This is a genomic window from Neorhizobium turbinariae, from assembly GCF_023223505.1.
Taxonomy (GTDB): Bacteria; Pseudomonadota; Alphaproteobacteria; order Rhizobiales; family Rhizobiaceae; genus Neorhizobium; species Neorhizobium turbinariae.
Genome location: NZ_JALPRY010000031.1, coordinates 18375 through 34614, shown reverse-complemented (window position 1 = coordinate 34614; position 16240 = coordinate 18375). Strand labels below are relative to the sequence as shown.

Here is a 16240-nt window from a genome sequence, read left to right as displayed (position 1 = left end):
AGCTAATCACCAACTCAAGACAGACGGCCTTCGCCGAAGGCATACCGCCCTACTGGCCACCAAACCCGAAGTACCAGGCTACAGCTGGAACCATTGCGAGTAGTGGGACGGAAATCACGGCAGCAATCCATCACGCGTAGAAGGCTTGCTGCAATACATGCAATGATCGCCGAAGCGATAGAGCCAGAGGTCGATGCGACCTCCATAAACGGCATGAACAGCGTAGAACGAGGATCCAAGCGAGCGGCACGTACATCAGTGGCGGCGTCACCAGGACGATCAGGCGTCCCTTGGGAAACCGCTCCATTGTTGCGATCGAAGACGGACATCACTTGGACGAAGATCATTAGTCTTTGGGCAAAAGGTATCATCACGCACTGAAGGCGCGCCTACGGGAACCAATGATCAATGGATAGTGGAAGAACTCGTCGCGGCGTTACCGGTTTGACCCTTGTCTACACCACCGGCAGACGCGGAAATAATTTCCGCATCTGTGCGCTCTCTGACGTCCCGATCACAACCTTTTACCGAAACGGCAGGTCTACATCGCGCGGAGATTCCCGCAACACCACCTTCGTCGCTAGGTCAGCCAGCGATCCCGCCGACCGGCACCATGCTTCCGCAGGAGGTTCTGTCGTGGCACCACGTCAACCGACTTTCCAGAACCCGTTGTGTTTCTGGCTGCAGGACGCGGAGATGAAACGGGTGAAGGCTCGCAGAGACCCTCAGAACCCGCTGCCTCCGCCGTAGGTGAGCCAGCAACCTGCAAATGAGCTTCGACCATCCGGAAACAGCTTAGCTTCATAGGAGGTTGGTACATACGGTAAATCCCACATTCTGCACCAAGCTTCGAATTCTGCCTGCCTCGTCCAATCAGTCCGTATTCCAACACAGGTAATCATTGCTCTGATCCTCATCGATCACGGTGCGGAGTGCCGCTATCCGCTCATGGAATGCTTCAGGCTAATGCGCCGCTCTGTGCGCCAATTTTTTGGCGCGATTGCCGCAGGTGCCCATGTCGCACCAGCGCCTTGAAGCGTTCTTTGTCCGGTCGATGAACAGCCAGTGACAATCATCGGGCGGACATTGCTTTAGTCGGGAGAGTTCGTCGCCCCGAAGCAGGTCGAGCGCGGACCATGCGATGGCGCCGGTCACACGATAGATGCCCTTAAAATGCAACGTGTACGGTGTTCCGGAAAGCGACGCCTGGCAGAGGGCCAACGCGGCGATGTCGCGAATGATGTCAAAGTCTGGCCGCAACGGATCCAGGTCATTCGCTATCGCCGATCCCGCGCCGCGGATCGCATTGCGAAGAGCAAGCACCTGCTCGTACAGCGTCTTTTGCTCCGGCGGCGATAAGACAAGGTCATCGCCGATCAGGCCGACTTCTCTCGACCACGCCAAGACGTCACCGAAGGTTGCCAGATGATCGATTTCCCGGCTCGTGTTGCGCCAACTAATGGTGTTGGCGAGATCCAGAGCCAGGTTGCCAGAAATCCGATGGGGCAGTGACATCATAGTGGCTTTCGTTCTTCTGATCGGCGGTTGCACCAACAGGATGCAAGTTCCGCCGTGGTCGACGCTCGTCGCCGACACGCTGAGATCGCAGCTCTAATCAACGAAGGCTCGGATCGTGCACCAGGATGCGATGGAGCTCAATCCGTTCCGGCAATTCGATCAGGAACTCGGCGTCGCGATCGAGATGATGAACCTTGATCGGATCACCCTTCGTGAAGGCGGTCGTTGCCTGGATGTCAGGCCAGTAGGAGATAGTCATAAACCAAGTTTCCTCCTCCCGGTCCTCCCGAAAGAGCTGGACGCCGAGGGCGACCTCCTGAAGCGGAGGAATGCCTTCGGCTCGCAAATAAGATTCGTAGCTATCGGCGACGTCGCGGCGCGTACGGCCGCGCCAGATGCGTGCAATGGTGGGCTTTGTCACCATGTATGTCTCCTCTTGGAGCTTTCTATTAGAGGCGCAATCATCGGAGCGCCCGCGACAGGAAGTCGCGGACAAGCGGTAGCGCCTGTTCGAAATGCGTTTCCAGCAGCCAATGTCCGGCATCGCTGAGAATGTGGAACTCCGCGTCCGGGAGATCGCGCTGGTAGGCTCGCGCAGATGCCTCAGGCATGTACCCGTCCTGCGGCCCCCATACCACCAGCGTCGGGGGGTGGTGCTCGCGCAGATAGGCTTGATAGCGCGGGAACCAGTCGAGGTTCTGCTCCAGCTTTTCCATCAGGCCGACTGACACCATCTTGCGTGTCGGGGTGTCCATGAGCGGCCAATGCAACTTCCAAAGGTCCGGAGGAACCCGGCTTGCCACCTCCTCAGAGACTTCACCGACGAACTCCTCACGGAATCCGTCCTCGCTTACAGCCTCCTTGAGAGTGCGGTGCTTCTCGGTTGACTTGTCGGCCCACCAGGCTTTGATCGTCTCGTATTTAGGGCCAAGCACGTCTTCGTAGATGTCGCCGTTCTGGATGATCAGCGCGGCGATCCGCTCCGGGTGGGTGATGGCATGCCGCAGACCGATCTGCGATCCGTAGTCGTGGAGCCAGAGCGCGTAGCGCTCCAGACGGAGCGCCTCAGCGACGTCGTTGAGCACCTCGGCGTAAGCGTCGAAGTCATAGCCGAACTCGGCAGGATTCGGCGTGTCGCTGTAGCCAAAACCTGGCCAGTCGAAGGCGACGGTGCGCCACTGATCGGCAAGCGCCGGCATTAGCCTCCGGTACTGATAGGATGAACATGGGTATCCGTGCGGCAGGAGCAGGATAGGAGCGTCGGTCGGTCCCGCTTCCCGGAGGAAGAGCCTGTGTCTGCCTATGGGGGCCCAACGGTGAGTTGTTTCGCATCTTGTCATGCTTTCTCTCCTAACAGCCTCTCCGTCTTGCGGAACCACCATAACCGATTTAGCCGGTTCTTGTTCCAGTTTCCACGAGCCGATGCCTGTCGGGACCTGAACCTGGCCTGGTAGCGGGATCTAATTTAAAAGCTCACCGGGTCGGCTGCTCTGTTTGCCTAAGAGAATGCTGGATTTGGCCGAAGTGACACTTGAGATAGCGCCGATGAACCATGCATCCGCGTTCGTTGGCATCCCATGGGTATGGCAGAACGCAAAATGAGTTGATCCGTAGCGGCTCAGCGGAAGCCATCATACCCATCGGGAAAAGGGAAGCTCCTTCAAACCCACTGCCGCCCCTGAGCCACCGCCAATGGTGCTTCGCGCCATGCGGCAGTCGGGCGATAGTCTTGAAAACTTTTCTGAGTGCCGGCAAGACCACTTGCCATGGTAACCGAGGTATTGCCCATGTCGTGGATGTTCTTCGAGACTACGATTAATGATTTCGTTCTTGCAGGCCGCAGGTTCCAGAGATCTGGCTGGGCGGCAACCGTGTGGGCAGCGTCCCCGGCATGTCTCGAGGAGCAAGTTCTGGTGGAAGGCAGCGACCCCGACCGCCGCTCCCGCTTCCTGCGTCACCGGGCGCGGAAGTCCTATACCCGAAAGCTACCTGGTCCCGACGAAGACGTCCTGTTGTCAAAGAAGATTGCTGCCTGTCAGTCGTGAACGGCGGACTGAGCGATCTTGCAACTGTTCAAGCCCTCGATGGCTTATCAGGTGCGTGTCGAGCCCTGAAACGCTTTACTCGGTTATGGGTACCGCAGCTTGCATCGGAGCACCAGAGCCTGCGACCGCTCTTTGAGTGATCGAGAAACAGCCAACCACAGTTGTCGCCCTTGCACTCGCGCACGGGTCGTCGATGAGGCCGCTCGGTGATAAGCGCTGTCGCCTCGAGTGCGAACTTGGCCGGAACGTCTTCGAAGCTATCAAACGGAAGTGTCCATCCGAATACGCCATTGTCGTCCTTGAAAACCTGGCGAACGCGCCCACGCCTGGCCCAGCCTGCTACAATCTCGATTGCTGCCTTGGGATAAGGTCCCCCAGCGTCCTCCGCCAGAAACACCTCATGTAGTGCTTCCCTGAGGGCAATGACTTCCTTTACAAGCCCTTCTGCATCCGCGGCGGACGAGATCAGCAGCCTCCTCAGCTTGCCCGCCACCTTCGGCTCAACAAGCTCCAGCCTTTCCGCCAGAACGAGCACATCGTCGAAGACCTGGATGAAGTCCGGGCCCCACCGGTCACCGCGACTGTCAACGGTGTTGACGAGGTCGAGTGCGGGATGACCTCCGATCAGGCGCATGTCTTTTGTCGAAGATGCCATTCTTCTCTCGCTGGAACTGATAGGCTCCGCTCACGGTTGTAATGGTTATATTAAGTTTATTCCGTTACACCACAAGGACCTTCACCATGCCGCAGTCGATACAAACGACGAAATTCTTGATCCTGTGCGTTGTCTGGGGCCTTACCTGGATCGCAGTCAAGTCTGGGATTGAAACCGTGCCGCCGATGATGTTCGCGGCTACCCGATTTGCGTGTGCAGGGGCGCTGCTGTTGCTCTGGACATTGCGTGGGCGGCGGATGGCGTTGATCAAAAGCAAGGACCTGTTTCGTCTTCTGGTCAGCAGCCTACTGATGATTACGCTCTGCTACGGCCCGTTGTTCTGGGGCATGCAGTTCGTGTCCTCGGGGACGGCAGCTGTGTTGGAGATGTCGCTCACGCCGCTTGCCCTTCTCGCCTTTGGCATAGCCTTGCGAGAGGAAAGTTGGAGCACCGCGCGGGCTTTGGCCATGGGTCTGGGTGCACTGGGTCTCTCTGTTCTGTTCTTTCCCGCTGTCAGCTTGGACGAACTTTCGCAGTCTCATGCACTTGTTGGCTTGGCGGCTGTGGCATGGGCGGCGGTGTCGTCTGCCTGGGGTTCTGTCCTCATGCGTCCGCTGCTGCGCCGATATGACAGCACGTTCCTGTCCGGCTCAACCACCTTGATTGGAGGGTTGATCCTTGGCATGGCTGCACTGGTCTTTGAGCCGACAGCCGCACAGAGCCTGACGGTCTTGTGGGACGGCAAGGCAATCGCGGCCTGGCTCTTCCTTGTCATCTTTGGGTCCCTGATCGGCTATAGCCTTTACATGCAACTGATCAGGGACATCGGTCCTGCGAGAGCCGGTAGCTTTGCTTTTGTTTCTCCGGCCATTGCCGTTTCTGTCGGGGTCCTCTTTGGGGGCGAGGCGATCTCATTCCAGAGCATCATAGGGATGGCTATGATGTTGCTCGCCGCCTACATCTGCCTCAACGGCGATAAGGCTGTCCTCACGCCCTTGACCCGACGCGGAGGCCGAAATGCTATTCGTGACTGCTACACCTCAGAATGACGACATCGTCATCCAACACTACCTCCCAATGTGGGAGAGCTACGCAACGCCTGCCAAACATCTGAAGCCGGACTGCCGTTTTACCGCAAACTTGGGTTCGAAGGCAGCACGGTGATGCGCTTGACCTTCAACTCTGGTTCATGAGGCACAAGCAACATTGGCGTGTTGAGCCGCATCGCTGCGAACCTTCATCCAGGTGCCGATCTGCCGCTCCGATACTAGCAGATTTGGTAGGGCTTCGTGCCAAGCCTTTCGATAGGGTCGCGCAAGTTGAACATCGATAACGTCCTCGTGGCTCTGCCACGTCTCGTGGAGCATGAAATGGTTTGCGTCTGCAGGATCGGCGTGAAGCGCGCAGTCCAGGAAGGTATCCTCGTGGCGCATGGCGTCCAGCACACCATTCAGCAGCGCAAGAAAGCGTTCGCGCTCGCGCGGCTGGACGTGAAATTCGATCAGGTAGGTCACGCTCATCTGGGAGCTCCATTAATCTCTTGTTGAAGCAGCGCCGCGCGCGTGTCAGCATCGGCGGGATAAAAGCATTCGAGCGCAAGTTCAGATAGAGTAACGCTTGTTGCGGTGCTGAACATGGTCGTGGTGGAGATGAAACGAAGCACAACGTCCCTGTCAGGCACTCTCAACTCCAGTGGCACGGCAAGGAGCGGGTGAGAACGCTCCTCCTCTATCTTCTGTGGCGGCGGTGATGGATATGAGGCAAGCTCCTTATGCAAATCCACCAAAACGCTGTCGCCGGATGACGTCATCTGCACTTGCAGCCGATCCAGGAGGTGATGTCGCCACTCCGCAAAGTTAACGATCCGGGAAGCAAGGCCCTGGGGATGCAGACTGAGCCGCAGGACATTGAGCGGCGGCGACAACATCTCGACGTCGATCCCAGTCAACAGATCCATGGTGGCCTGATTTGCGCGAACAAGGGTCCAACGACTGTCGACCGCGAGCGCCGGAAACGGCATCTGCGCTTCAAGAACGGCCTCCACTGTCGTGCGAACATGGGCCATTTCCGCTGCATCGAAATCATGATCTGCATAAATGGGCGCATATCCGGCAGATAGCATAAGGCGGTTTTGAGCCCGCAGCGGCATAGCCAATGTCTCAGCCAACCTAGTGAGAAGATCGCGGCTTGGGGAAGAGCGACCACTTTCGACAAAGCTCAGGTGGCGGGTCGAGATGCCGGCATCCAGAGCAAGGTTCATTTGGCTGAGGCGCCGCCGCTCGCGCCATTCGCGCAGGACATGTCCTACCGTTGTGTCTGATGGTCGACTGCGCTGGATGTATTGGCTCATAGTCATCTCGTCGGCGATATTGTTCAAGCGTTAGCATTGGTCTGTCAGGTGCCACCGCCGAGACACTCCCCGGAGATGGTTGGACTCGGCCCAGAACATCAGTCAAGAAACCCTATGACTTCGGCGAACTTCCCGTCCGAGTTCAGCTTTACAATATCCGTTCCGCCCGCGACCCGGATACCGTCCTCCGTTACCAGATCCCACGAGAAGCGGATCGCGCGGTGGTGGCCATCCGGCTTTCCCCTGAGGACGAAACTGTGGTTGGGGAAGTGACTGCGCGCTGCCTCGATCATCGAAGCGATCTCTTCAGGTGTCGTGCCCTGCATGAGCGGGTCGGCGTAGCTGGCGTTCACTGCCCAACCCTCTTTAAGAGCAGCAAGACGGGATACCAGATAAGGCTCGTTCCAGACGGCAAGGTAGGAATGGGCGACAGCTTCGGGACTTTGTTCTGCGGTGTTCATGGCGTGATCTCCGTGTTAGACGACATGATCATCACGTCGAAGCCGTCGCACGTCGATTACCCCCGAGGTAATGCCGCAGTTGATGCGATACGAACCTGTGACCTGCTATTGGGAATTCAGAAGCCTGTGCCTTTATTAGGTCTTCACTGACGCAGGACTGATCGCGGCGACCTTTGGATCGAGCGTCGCCGCTGCGATGCATCGGCTGTTCAACGGGCTTCGAGCGCATGTCGGCTCTTCGCGCTATCGACCTGCTTCTTCTCCCTTCGATGACGCTCAACGATAGCGTCTACGCGTTCAATGCGTTGCTGAGGTCTTTCAATCCGATCATCAGCATCATCGGATCGGACGGAGAAGGCAGAAATCCGACAGCTTCATAGAAGGCACGTGCATCATCCGAAATGGCATGCACCAGTACGCCTCGGATACCAAGTATTTCGGCGGCATTAAGCAGGCGCAGGCCTGCATCACGGACCAACGCCCGACCTAGACCTCGACTCTGGTAAGATCGATCAATAGCCAATCGACCAAGTACTGCGACTGGGATCGGGTCCGGCATGTTTCGCCTGAAACGGCCTGGTGCTTCTGCCGGCTTCACTGCGCCGGAGGCGAGCGCGTAGTAGGCAACAACGCGATTTCCCTCGCAGGCCACAAACGTACGAGATGCCCCACCTGCCTGATTGGCACGGGCTCGTCGACGCAACCAGTCGTCCAGTTGTTGAACGCCGGAATCAAACTCTTCCAGTTCATGATAATCGGCTAAGGGAGCAGGCGCAGTTAGTATCACGCCTCGTCCCACGGCGCTTTGGTCGACATTGTGCGCTTCAACCGCTCATTCGACTGGGCGGGCGCATCGAGGCGAGCAAGGTATTGGTTATAGACCTCGGGGCTTACTGTGAAGACGGTGCGGTCTAGCAGCACTTCCTCAGCTCGCCGTTCAGAGGCCTCCAACATGAAATCCGTGCGCGTCTTGCCTAGCAACTCAGCCGCACGATCAATAAGGTTGCGAGTCGCGGGCTTGATACGGATATTCAACGGAACGCTTGCGTTCACATTCTTGCTGGTGTGTGACGTCGGCATGGGCAACTCCTATGTCCTAACGCTATCTAGTGTAACGACACCGTCATTACAAGAGCCGCAACGATGGTGTTGCTCCGGTGTGGTTGTCGGCGCATCAAACCTGGTCATTCTCGCCTTGAACGGAACCGGACCCCCGACCCGCGCGCTCAGAATATTACCAGAGCCTACAAAGACGCCCTCTCTTTTAAATCTCTGCGCAATTTCTGGGGCCGACAACGGGGAATACCGCTCAAAATCTCAGCCATTTGCGTAAGCTAGAAAACAGGTGCATAGGGTTAAGAAGAACGCCGACAGTAAAAATGGATGGAACAGGTGGACGAGCGGTTTGACATCGGCGCCCGGCTTCACGCGATGCGTATGGCTGCTGGTCTGTCACAGCGGCAGCTTGCAGAGAAGGCTGGCGTCCCACATGCACAGATTTCAAATGTCGAGACGAACAAGATCAGCCCGTCAGTTTCGACCTTACGAAGAATTTTGAACGGCCTTGGCGTGGGCATGGGCGACTTTTTCGAACCTGAACGCAGCCCTTCTAAAGGCCCTTTCTTTTCAGCAGATGAGCTACTCGACCTTACGTCTCGTATTTCGGGGCAGTTGCCGGGCGGTGCAAATGGGACGCTTGTATTACGTCAGGTGGGCGACGCCCGGTCACACAACCTGCAAATCCTGCATGAAGTCTACGAACCCAGCGCTGACACCGGGGAGACATTCCTGCAACATACCTCTTCGGAAGGAGGTTATGTCGTCGAAGGCGAACTGGAAATTACAATCGGCAATGACGTGCGTATATTAAAGGCGGGCGAGGCATATCTTTTTGACAGTCGTCTGCCGCACCGCTTCCGCAATATCTCGGGCGAACGGGCCATAGTGATCTCTGCATGTTCCCCTCCCTACCTCTAACCCGCAACATAAGCTCTTGCTCAAAATAATGAGCAGCGCTATAGCTCATGCATCGGTAAAAGGGGACTTCGATGGCTACTTCTAGTAATCTGCATTCTCGCCAGAAGGCTGCCGTCGCTGGCGGCGTGGGAACGCGCGGCATCTTCGCTGACAAGGCGCTTAACGCTGAACTCTGGGACGTCGAGGGCAGACGTTTCATCGACTTTGCGGCAGGTATCGCTGTCAACAATACCGGTCACCGTAATCCGACCGTTATGAAAGCAGTAGCGGAACAGGCGGACCGCTTCACCCACACCTGCTTTCATGTTGCGCCCTATGAAGGATATATCCGGCTTGCTGAACGCTTGAACGAGATTGCACCTACTGGCACTAAAAACCAAACAGTGTTGGTGACCACGGGCGCCGAAGCGGTAGAGAACGCCGTGAAAATAGCCCGCGCCTATACAGGTCGTGCAGGCATCATCGCCTTCTCCGGTGCTTTCCACGGTCGCACCATGCTCGGCATGGCACTCACCGGCAAGGTCATGCCGTACAAGAAAAACTTCGGCCCATTCCCAGCCGACATCTATCATGCGCCATTTCCGAACCCGTTCCTCGATTACTCAAGCGAACAGGCGATTGCGGAACTGGAGCGGCTTTTCGCCTCGGATGTGGATCCGGCACGGATCGCAGCCTTCATCGTGGAGCCAGTCCAGGGTGAAGGCGGCTTCAACGTTGCGCCGCGAGAATTCCTGGTCAGGCTCCGGGAGATCGCCGACAGCCATGGCATCGTCCTCATAGCGGACGAAATCCAGGCGGGCATGGCGCGCACCGGCAAGATGTTTGGTTTCGAGCATGCGGGCGTTAAGCCGGATCTCGTTACGATGGCCAAGGGCCTTGCAGGCGGCTTCCCCCTCTCGGCTGTGACCGGCAAGGCCGAGATCATGAACGCGGCTCATCCGGGCGGCCTCGGCGGCACTTATGCCGGCAATCCGCTTGCAGTCGCCGCGGCCAACGCCGTTCTGGATCTCATCGAGAAGGAGAAGCTTTGCGATCGTGCGGCGGAAATCGGTCGTCGGATTTCCGAGCGCCTGAACGCAATCGCATCGCGTCAAGGGATGGAGCGGATCGGCGAGGTCCGCGGGCTTGGTGCGATGGTGGCATTTGAGTTGGTTGAGGATCGCCAATCCAAGGCTGCCGCTCCTCATATCACCACCCGTATTGTTGCAGAGGCCGAAGCGCGGGGCCTCATCCTCCTTTCTTGCGGAACGCGCCTGAATGTGATCCGGTTGCTGCCGCCGCTGACAATCGAGTGGGATGTGCTTGAGGAAGGACTCGCCATTCTTGAGGCGTCCATCGAAGCGGCATTCTCGGATGCAGCAACAGCGACTGCAGCCTAGTCACCAATATTCAATTAGGGAGGAATGCGCATGAACGGCGCCGATATGCTCTGTGATGTCCTGCTGGTGAACGGCGTCGACGTCTGCTTCGCCAATCCTGGTACGTCGGAGATGCACTTCGTCGCCGCGCTCGACCGCAAGCCGGAAATGCGATGCGTACTTGGCCTTTCTGAAGGTGTGGTGACCGGCATGGCGGACGGTTACGCGCGCATGACCGACAAACCGGCTGCGACGCTGCTGCATCTAGGCCCGGGTCTGGCAAACGGTCTCGCCAATTTGCACAACGCCCGCCGCGCCAGAACGCCGATCTTGAACGTTGTCGGGGACCACGCATCGTACCACCTGCAGTATGACGCGCCGCTGACCAGCGATATCGAGAGTCTCGCGCGCCCGATGTCACACTGGGTTGGGCGCGCGGCAGGACCGCAGGATATCCGTCGCTGCACAGAAGAGGGTTTCGCTGCGGCGATATCCAGGCGTGGTGTTTCCACAATGATCCTGCCGGCGGACGCGGCGTGGGGCGAGGTATCGGCCGAAGCGCTATCGCCGGCCTCCGTTCCTGCTCCTCCCGCGCTGGACGATGCCGCGTTGAAGGCGGCAGTTGCAGCCTTGGAGAGAGGCAAACGTACGGTCATCATCCTCGGCGGCCGCGCACTGCGCGATAGGCCGCTTGCAACGGCAGGACGGATTGCTGCTGCAACCGGTGCTTCCCTGTTCTCGGTGCAGTCAGACCGCGGCGCGCGCGGCGCGGGCCGTGCGTTCGTCAGGCCAATCCCCTACAATATCGACCTGGCCGTCGAGACACTGAAGCCCTTCGAAGTTGCGATCTGTATCGGCCCGCAACGGCCCGTGACATTTTTCGCCTATCCGGGCAAGCCGAGCACCACGCTGCCACCGGACTGCGAGGTGCTCCAACTTGCGGAACATGAGCATGATCTGGCAGCCTCGCTAGAGGCTCTGGCCGATGGTCTGGGTGTTGCCCCGAATGCTCCGTTTAGTTCGAACGTCTTCCGCCAAGGCGACATCCCCGTTCCTGACGGGGCTTTGACCTCTGATGCGATCAGCTTGGCCATCGCACGGTATCTACCGGAGAATGCCATCGTCATCGATGAAGCCCTCACCTCGATCGGTCAATATCCCGCACTTTCTCCCGGTCTCCCTCCGCATGACCATCTCCCTATTACAGGGGGTTCGATTGGAATAGGTATTCCGCTTGCGGCAGGCGCGGCAATCGGTGCCCCTGATCGCAAAGTGGTCGCGATGCAGGCAGATGGCAGCGGAATGTACACAGTTCAGGGGCTCTGGACGCAGGCGCGCGAAAACCTCGACGTGGTCACCATCATCTATGCCAATAATGCTTATCGCATCCTGCAAGGCGAGATGACGAACGTCGGCGTGAAGTCCTACGGCGTGAATGCGCGCAAGATGCTCGACCTCGACCAGCCCCAGCTCGACTGGTGCTCTCTGGCCAAAGGTCTTGGTGTTGAATCCGGCCGAGCGACGAACACGGCTGAGTTCGTGAAGCTCTATACCGCAGCCCTTTCCCGGAAGGGCCCGTTCGTTATCGAAGCCGCCGTGATCTGATCACGCAGCCTTCGTGGCGGTGATCATGATCATCTCGATCTTGAGGTCCGGGCTGGCGAGCTTCGCCTCGAAGCAGGCACGCGCAGGCGGCGCGATGCCGGCTACCCACTCGTCCCATACTTCGTTCACCGCAGCGTAATCCTGCATGTCCGCGAGGATGATCGCACAGAAAATCAAACCCTCCCTGGCGCTGCCGATCTCGGCCAAACGGCCATCGGCCTTGGCGAATAACTGGCGCGCCTGCTCTGCCGCGGTAAGCGAACCATCATAGGGAGCCTGGGGCGTACAGGCGAAATAGCCTGTGCCGCCGTGGACAACAGCAAGGCTCCCGCGTTTGCCAACACCAAAGCGCTCGATGATCGACGAAAAGTCTGAGGTCATGGAATAGGCCTGTCTTCTTACTTGGTGATGACGAAAACGGAGTCTGGCGTCCAGCTGATGCAGCATTCTTCGCCTTCCTTGATGATGACCACGTCTGCGCCCAACACCCTCACCCGCATCGGGATGTCTCCGGCTCTGCCGATCACAAGCGCGTTGTCGCCGTAGTTGACGACCGTATCGACAATCATGCGAACGTTCTTTCGATCTTCGACCGGGTTACGAGACAGCTTGATGTGTTCAGGACGGATCAGCAGTGTCACGGCCTGACCATCTGTCAGTCGGTTATCAGCACCTGCGTATTCGAAGGATCCAAGCAGAGGGTTATCGGCTTCCCGGCTTGCGGCATTCGTGACCGTTGCCGGGATCAGGTTACTTTCACCTATGAATGCAGCGACAAAAGACGTCTTTGGACGGTGATAGATATCAAGGGGTGCAGCACATTGTTCGATCCGACCTTTCTCGAACACGACGATTCGGTCAGACATCGACATGGCTTCTGACTGATCGTGGGTGACAAAAATCGTGGTGACCCCGAGACTGCGCTGAATGCGCTTGATCTCGATCTGCATCTGTTCACGCAGGTTTTTGTCAAGCGCGCCAAGCGGCTCATCGAGCAGCAACAAGGAAGGTTCGAAGACAAGAGCGCGCGCAAGGGCAACGCGCTGCTGTTGCCCGCCCGAAAGCTCTTTTGGATGCCTATGGCCGAACCCCTTCAATCCGACAAGCGAAAGCATCTCTTCGGCCTGACGGAGCCCCTTTCCACGGCTTACGCCTCGCATCTGTAGCGGGAAGTAAACGTTTTCCGCCGCTGTTTTGTGCGGAAATAGAGCGTAGTTCTGGAAGACAATGCCGATGTTGCGTTCGTGTGGCGCGAGCTCGGAGATCGATCGTCCGCCGACCTGGACGCTGCCGCCACTTGCCTTTTCGAAACCGGCTACGATCATCAAGGTCGTCGTTTTGCCGGACCCGCTAGGCCCAAGGAATGTTACAAACTCTCCCTTCTCGACGGACAGGCTCACGTTGTCCAACGCCGTGAAGTTCCCGTAGGACTTGGTGATACTGGAAAGTTCAAGATAGCTCGTCATCGGAAGGTCCTTGGAAACTCAGTGTGCGCCGGCAGGTGATCGGCTTGGCTTGGGGACGCGGCTGCGAAGGGCGCTGATAAAGTAGGGAGCTGCAATGCCAACCAGTACGAGGAAGAACAGCAACGTCGAGATAACCGCAATTACGGGATCAGCTTCCTGCCGGATGCTATCGAACATCTTTCTCGGCAGGGTTTCGGCGTTCCGCCCGGAGATGAAGATTGCGACAACCGTCTCGTCGAACGACTGAACAAAGGCGAATAGCGCGCTGATGATCAGGCCCGGTCGCAGGATCGGCAAGGTAACGTGAATGAACGTCTTGGTGGGACTTGCCCCAAGGCTCAACGCCGCTCGTTCAAGATTTCTGTCGAAGCCTTTCAGGTTGGCGGAAAGCACCAGGAACGCGATAGGAACCGAAAGGCATGTGTGAGCCAGAATGACTCCCATGTGACTGTGGACGAGCCCGAGATCGCCCAGGTACGAGTAGTATCCAACAGCCATGACGATGTGAGGCACGGCTAGGGGCATCAGCATCATCAGGTCGGCGACGCTTTTTCCGCGGAACTTGTGGCGCACAAGGGCAAACGTGGCGGGCACCACAAGCAGCATTGTCAGTAAGGTCGTCGCCGAGGCGATGACGATGCTATTCCACGTCGGAATCAACCAGTCGAGATCGGTGAAGTAAGCGCGGTAATAGCCAAACCAATAGCCCGGTGGCGGAAACTGCAGCGAGCTTGCACTCGAAAACGACATGGGCACAACGATCACCAGTGGTGCTGCAATGAAGATAGTGACCAGGATGCCGGCCCAGCGCATGAACGTGTTCATGAGTCATCACCCCCAGAGTTTGTCGAGGCCGAAGCGGCGGTGATAGATGGTGAGGATCACGAAGGTGATGAACAGGAGGACCATGGCCATCGCCGAGCCCATTCCGAAGGCCAAGAATTCGTCGATCTGGTGACCGATGAGACCCGCGATCATCTGCTCGCGCGGGCTACCAAGCAGAACTGGCGTCACATAGAAGCCGAGGCAGATGACGAAGACCAGAACGGAACCATTGGCAATGCCTGGGGCGGTCAGAGGCAAATAAACGTGCCTGAAGAGGGACCAGCCGCGGGCACCGAGACTCTCTGCTGACCGGATCAAAGCCGGATCGATCTTTTTCATGACCGAGAAGATATTCATGATCATGTAGGGCGCGAGGATGTGCACCATCGCGAGCGTCGAAGAGAAGCGCGTGAAGAGTAGCTGAGGCGTGTCATCTATTCCGATCATCTGCAGAAGAGCGATCAGAGGGCCATTGTTACCGAGCAGGACCATCCAAGAGTAGGTTCGCACCAGAAAGCTGGTCCAGAAGCTCATGGTCACGAGCAAAAGGATGAACATAGCGGTGCGCGGCTTGGAATGCGCCATGAGGTAGGCAAGCGGGTAACCGACCGCCAGGCAGCAAACCGTCACGAAAGCGGCGGTAAGGAAGGTGTTGAGAAACACGCGTTGGTAAAGCGCGCCTGTCAGAACCCTCTCGTAGTTCATAAGAGAAAGGCGAGGATCAGTCACGCTCATGATCGCCACATCGGCGAGCGGAACGACGAAGAAGATCAGCATGTATATGCCGAGCGGCGCCAGTAGAAGCCAGGGCCAGACATTGGTCTTTTCCGTCAATCTTGAGAGGCTTGAGCCCATTGGCTTCCCTTCTTATCGCTCGCTAGGTCGAAGCGGCATCGCCGGGGGCGATGCCGTTTGGTTGAGATGGATTGGTTGAGCGAGTTTTAGCTCGCTGCCCACTCCTCGAACCGCTCTGCAAGTTCTGCCGGATCGATTCCGAAGTTCGCCATGTCCTGTTCGAAGGTCAGCTTGTAGTTATCAGGCGAAGTCGGCATGCGCTTGGCATCCTCGGGGCTGACGAACTCATTCGACGCCGGATTCAACGGGCCGTAGTCTGCAGCCTTGGAGAAGCCTGCAAGCGGCTCAGCGCTCGTTGCGAACTCTACAAACTTCCTGGCATTGTCGAGGTTTGGGGTATTCTTGGCGACCACCCAGTAGGCGCGCTCGATTTCGCCCTGGTTCCAGGTCATCGCGACCGGCGCACCCGCCCTTTCAGCCTCGAAGTAGCGGCCATGCCAGATACCGATCATGTCCACCTCTCCATCACGCAGGATCTGCGTCGATTGAGCACCGGCTGTCCACCACACCCGCACATGCGGCTTGATCTTGTCCAGTGACTTGAACGCACGATCGACGTCTAGCGGATAGAGATCCTTCGGGGCCACGCCGTCGGCCAGCAGAGCGAGCGGGATCACGCGCGAGGGGTAGCGCTGGAGAGAGCGGCCGCCGGGGAACTTCTCTACGTCCCAGAAATCGGCCCAGGTCTTCGGCGCCTCCTTATATTTGTCGGTACGCCAAGCGATAACCGTCGCGAATGCATGGGAAGCAGCACCATTCTCGAACAGGCCGCCCTCGTAGGGAGCCTGCAGTTCTTCAATGATCCCAGCCTGATTGGCACGTACAAGTTCACCGGCGCCAAGCGTAGTGACGTCGAACTCGTAGGTGCCGGTTTTCACCTGTTGGGCAAGCTTGGCAAAGGAGACGGGCGAAACGGTCTTGACCTGGATGCCGGTCTCCTTCGTGAAGGGCTCAATCAGGTGTGTCTTGGCTGCCGTTTCCCAGGGCCCACCCCAGGTATTGACATAAAGAACCTTGTCCCGTGCTCGCACGACATACGGGGCGGCAAGCGAAGCCGTGATCGCCGCTCCGGCCGTCTGCAGGAACCGGCGACGGTTTGGCGTCATGATTGTTGTCATGTCTGTT

18 protein-coding genes are annotated in these 16240 nt (G+C 57.9%); 4 read left to right on the top strand and 14 right to left on the bottom strand.

Annotation, left to right across the window (positions count from 1 at the left end):
- Positions 1–963: 963 nt before the first annotated feature.
- From M0654_RS21405 to M0654_RS21390, 4 genes are all read right to left on the bottom strand, one after another.
- Positions 964–1518 (bottom strand): CGNR zinc finger domain-containing protein, encoded by a 555-nt coding sequence (locus M0654_RS21405; RefSeq protein ID WP_248684830.1) that lies wholly within the window; start codon positions 1516–1518, stop codon positions 964–966.
- A 97-nt stretch (positions 1519–1615) separates the two neighbouring features.
- The gene (locus M0654_RS21400; RefSeq protein WP_248684829.1) at positions 1616–1942 is read right to left on the bottom strand and encodes a hypothetical protein; all 327 of its coding nucleotides are present in this window, start codon (positions 1940–1942) and stop codon (positions 1616–1618) included.
- 37 nt (positions 1943–1979) lie between these two features.
- Entirely contained in the window at positions 1980–2858 is an 879-nt protein-coding gene (locus M0654_RS21395; RefSeq protein WP_248684828.1) for an alpha/beta fold hydrolase, read from the bottom strand.
- 733 nt (positions 2859–3591) lie between these two features.
- Entirely contained in the window at positions 3592–4218 is a 627-nt protein-coding gene (locus tag M0654_RS21390; protein WP_248684827.1) for a CGNR zinc finger domain-containing protein, read from the bottom strand.
- An 86-nt stretch (positions 4219–4304) separates the two neighbouring features.
- On the opposite strand from M0654_RS21390, the gene M0654_RS21385 reads away from it, so the two are divergent.
- Complete coding sequence (locus M0654_RS21385; RefSeq protein ID WP_248684826.1) at positions 4305–5267, top strand: DMT family transporter; 963 nt, start codon at positions 4305–4307, stop codon at positions 5265–5267.
- 138 nt (positions 5268–5405) lie between these two features.
- On the opposite strand, the gene M0654_RS21380 is transcribed toward M0654_RS21385, so the two are convergent.
- The 5 genes from M0654_RS21380 to M0654_RS21360 form a co-directional block, all read right to left on the bottom strand.
- Complete coding sequence (locus M0654_RS21380) at positions 5406–5738, bottom strand: putative quinol monooxygenase (RefSeq protein WP_248684825.1); 333 nt, start codon at positions 5736–5738, stop codon at positions 5406–5408.
- Positions 5735–6568, bottom strand: a complete 834-nt coding sequence (locus M0654_RS21375; protein ID WP_248684824.1) for a helix-turn-helix domain-containing protein — start codon at positions 6566–6568, stop codon at positions 5735–5737. Before M0654_RS21375 ends, M0654_RS21380 begins: the two co-directional genes overlap by 4 nt.
- Before the next feature lie 98 nt (positions 6569–6666).
- Positions 6667–7029 carry a nuclear transport factor 2 family protein gene (locus M0654_RS21370; RefSeq protein WP_118851993.1) on the bottom strand — a complete coding sequence of 121 codons (363 nt, stop codon included), beginning with the start codon at positions 7027–7029 and terminating at the stop codon, positions 6667–6669.
- Positions 7030–7318: 289 nt separating this feature from the next.
- On the bottom strand, positions 7319–7813 hold the full coding sequence (locus M0654_RS21365) for a GNAT family N-acetyltransferase (RefSeq protein WP_248684832.1): 495 nt from the start codon (positions 7811–7813) through the stop codon (positions 7319–7321).
- Positions 7813–8109 (bottom strand): type II toxin-antitoxin system TacA family antitoxin, encoded by a 297-nt coding sequence (locus tag M0654_RS21360; RefSeq protein WP_118851995.1) that lies wholly within the window; start codon positions 8107–8109, stop codon positions 7813–7815. Before M0654_RS21360 ends, M0654_RS21365 begins: the two co-directional genes overlap by 1 nt.
- Before the next feature lie 303 nt (positions 8110–8412).
- Between M0654_RS21360 and M0654_RS21355 the strand changes: the two genes are divergently transcribed.
- The 3 genes from M0654_RS21355 to M0654_RS21345 all read left to right on the top strand — a co-directional run bounded on the left by M0654_RS21355 (position 8413) and on the right by M0654_RS21345 (position 11969).
- The gene (locus tag M0654_RS21355; protein ID WP_248684823.1) at positions 8413–9006 is read left to right on the top strand and encodes a cupin domain-containing protein; all 594 of its coding nucleotides are present in this window, start codon (positions 8413–8415) and stop codon (positions 9004–9006) included.
- 71 nt (positions 9007–9077) lie between these two features.
- The gene (gene gabT, locus M0654_RS21350; protein WP_248684822.1) at positions 9078–10385 is read left to right on the top strand and encodes a 4-aminobutyrate--2-oxoglutarate transaminase; all 1308 of its coding nucleotides are present in this window, start codon (positions 9078–9080) and stop codon (positions 10383–10385) included.
- Between the two features lie 30 nt (positions 10386–10415).
- On the top strand, positions 10416–11969 hold the full coding sequence (locus M0654_RS21345; protein ID WP_248684821.1) for an acetolactate synthase large subunit: 1554 nt from the start codon (positions 10416–10418) through the stop codon (positions 11967–11969).
- Here the strand turns inward: M0654_RS21345 and M0654_RS21340 are convergent, their stop codons facing one another.
- The 5 genes from M0654_RS21340 to M0654_RS21320 all read right to left on the bottom strand — a co-directional run bounded on the left by M0654_RS21340 (position 11970) and on the right by M0654_RS21320 (position 16233).
- The gene (locus M0654_RS21340; RefSeq protein ID WP_248684820.1) at positions 11970–12416 is read right to left on the bottom strand and encodes a RidA family protein; all 447 of its coding nucleotides are present in this window, start codon (positions 12414–12416) and stop codon (positions 11970–11972) included.
- Complete coding sequence (locus M0654_RS21335; RefSeq protein WP_248684819.1) at positions 12368–13435, bottom strand: ABC transporter ATP-binding protein; 1068 nt, start codon at positions 13433–13435, stop codon at positions 12368–12370. The genes M0654_RS21340 and M0654_RS21335 overlap by 49 nt, the downstream gene beginning before the upstream one ends.
- 18 nt (positions 13436–13453) lie before the next feature.
- Positions 13454–14260 (bottom strand): ABC transporter permease, encoded by an 807-nt coding sequence (locus tag M0654_RS21330; protein ID WP_248684818.1) that lies wholly within the window; start codon positions 14258–14260, stop codon positions 13454–13456.
- A gap of 6 nt (positions 14261–14266) precedes the next feature.
- Positions 14267–15115, bottom strand: a complete 849-nt coding sequence (locus M0654_RS21325) for an ABC transporter permease (RefSeq protein ID WP_248684817.1) — start codon at positions 15113–15115, stop codon at positions 14267–14269.
- 86 nt (positions 15116–15201) lie between these two features.
- The gene (locus M0654_RS21320; protein WP_248684816.1) at positions 15202–16233 is read right to left on the bottom strand and encodes an ABC transporter substrate-binding protein; all 1032 of its coding nucleotides are present in this window, start codon (positions 16231–16233) and stop codon (positions 15202–15204) included.
- Between the last annotated feature and the right edge of the window lie 7 nt (positions 16234–16240).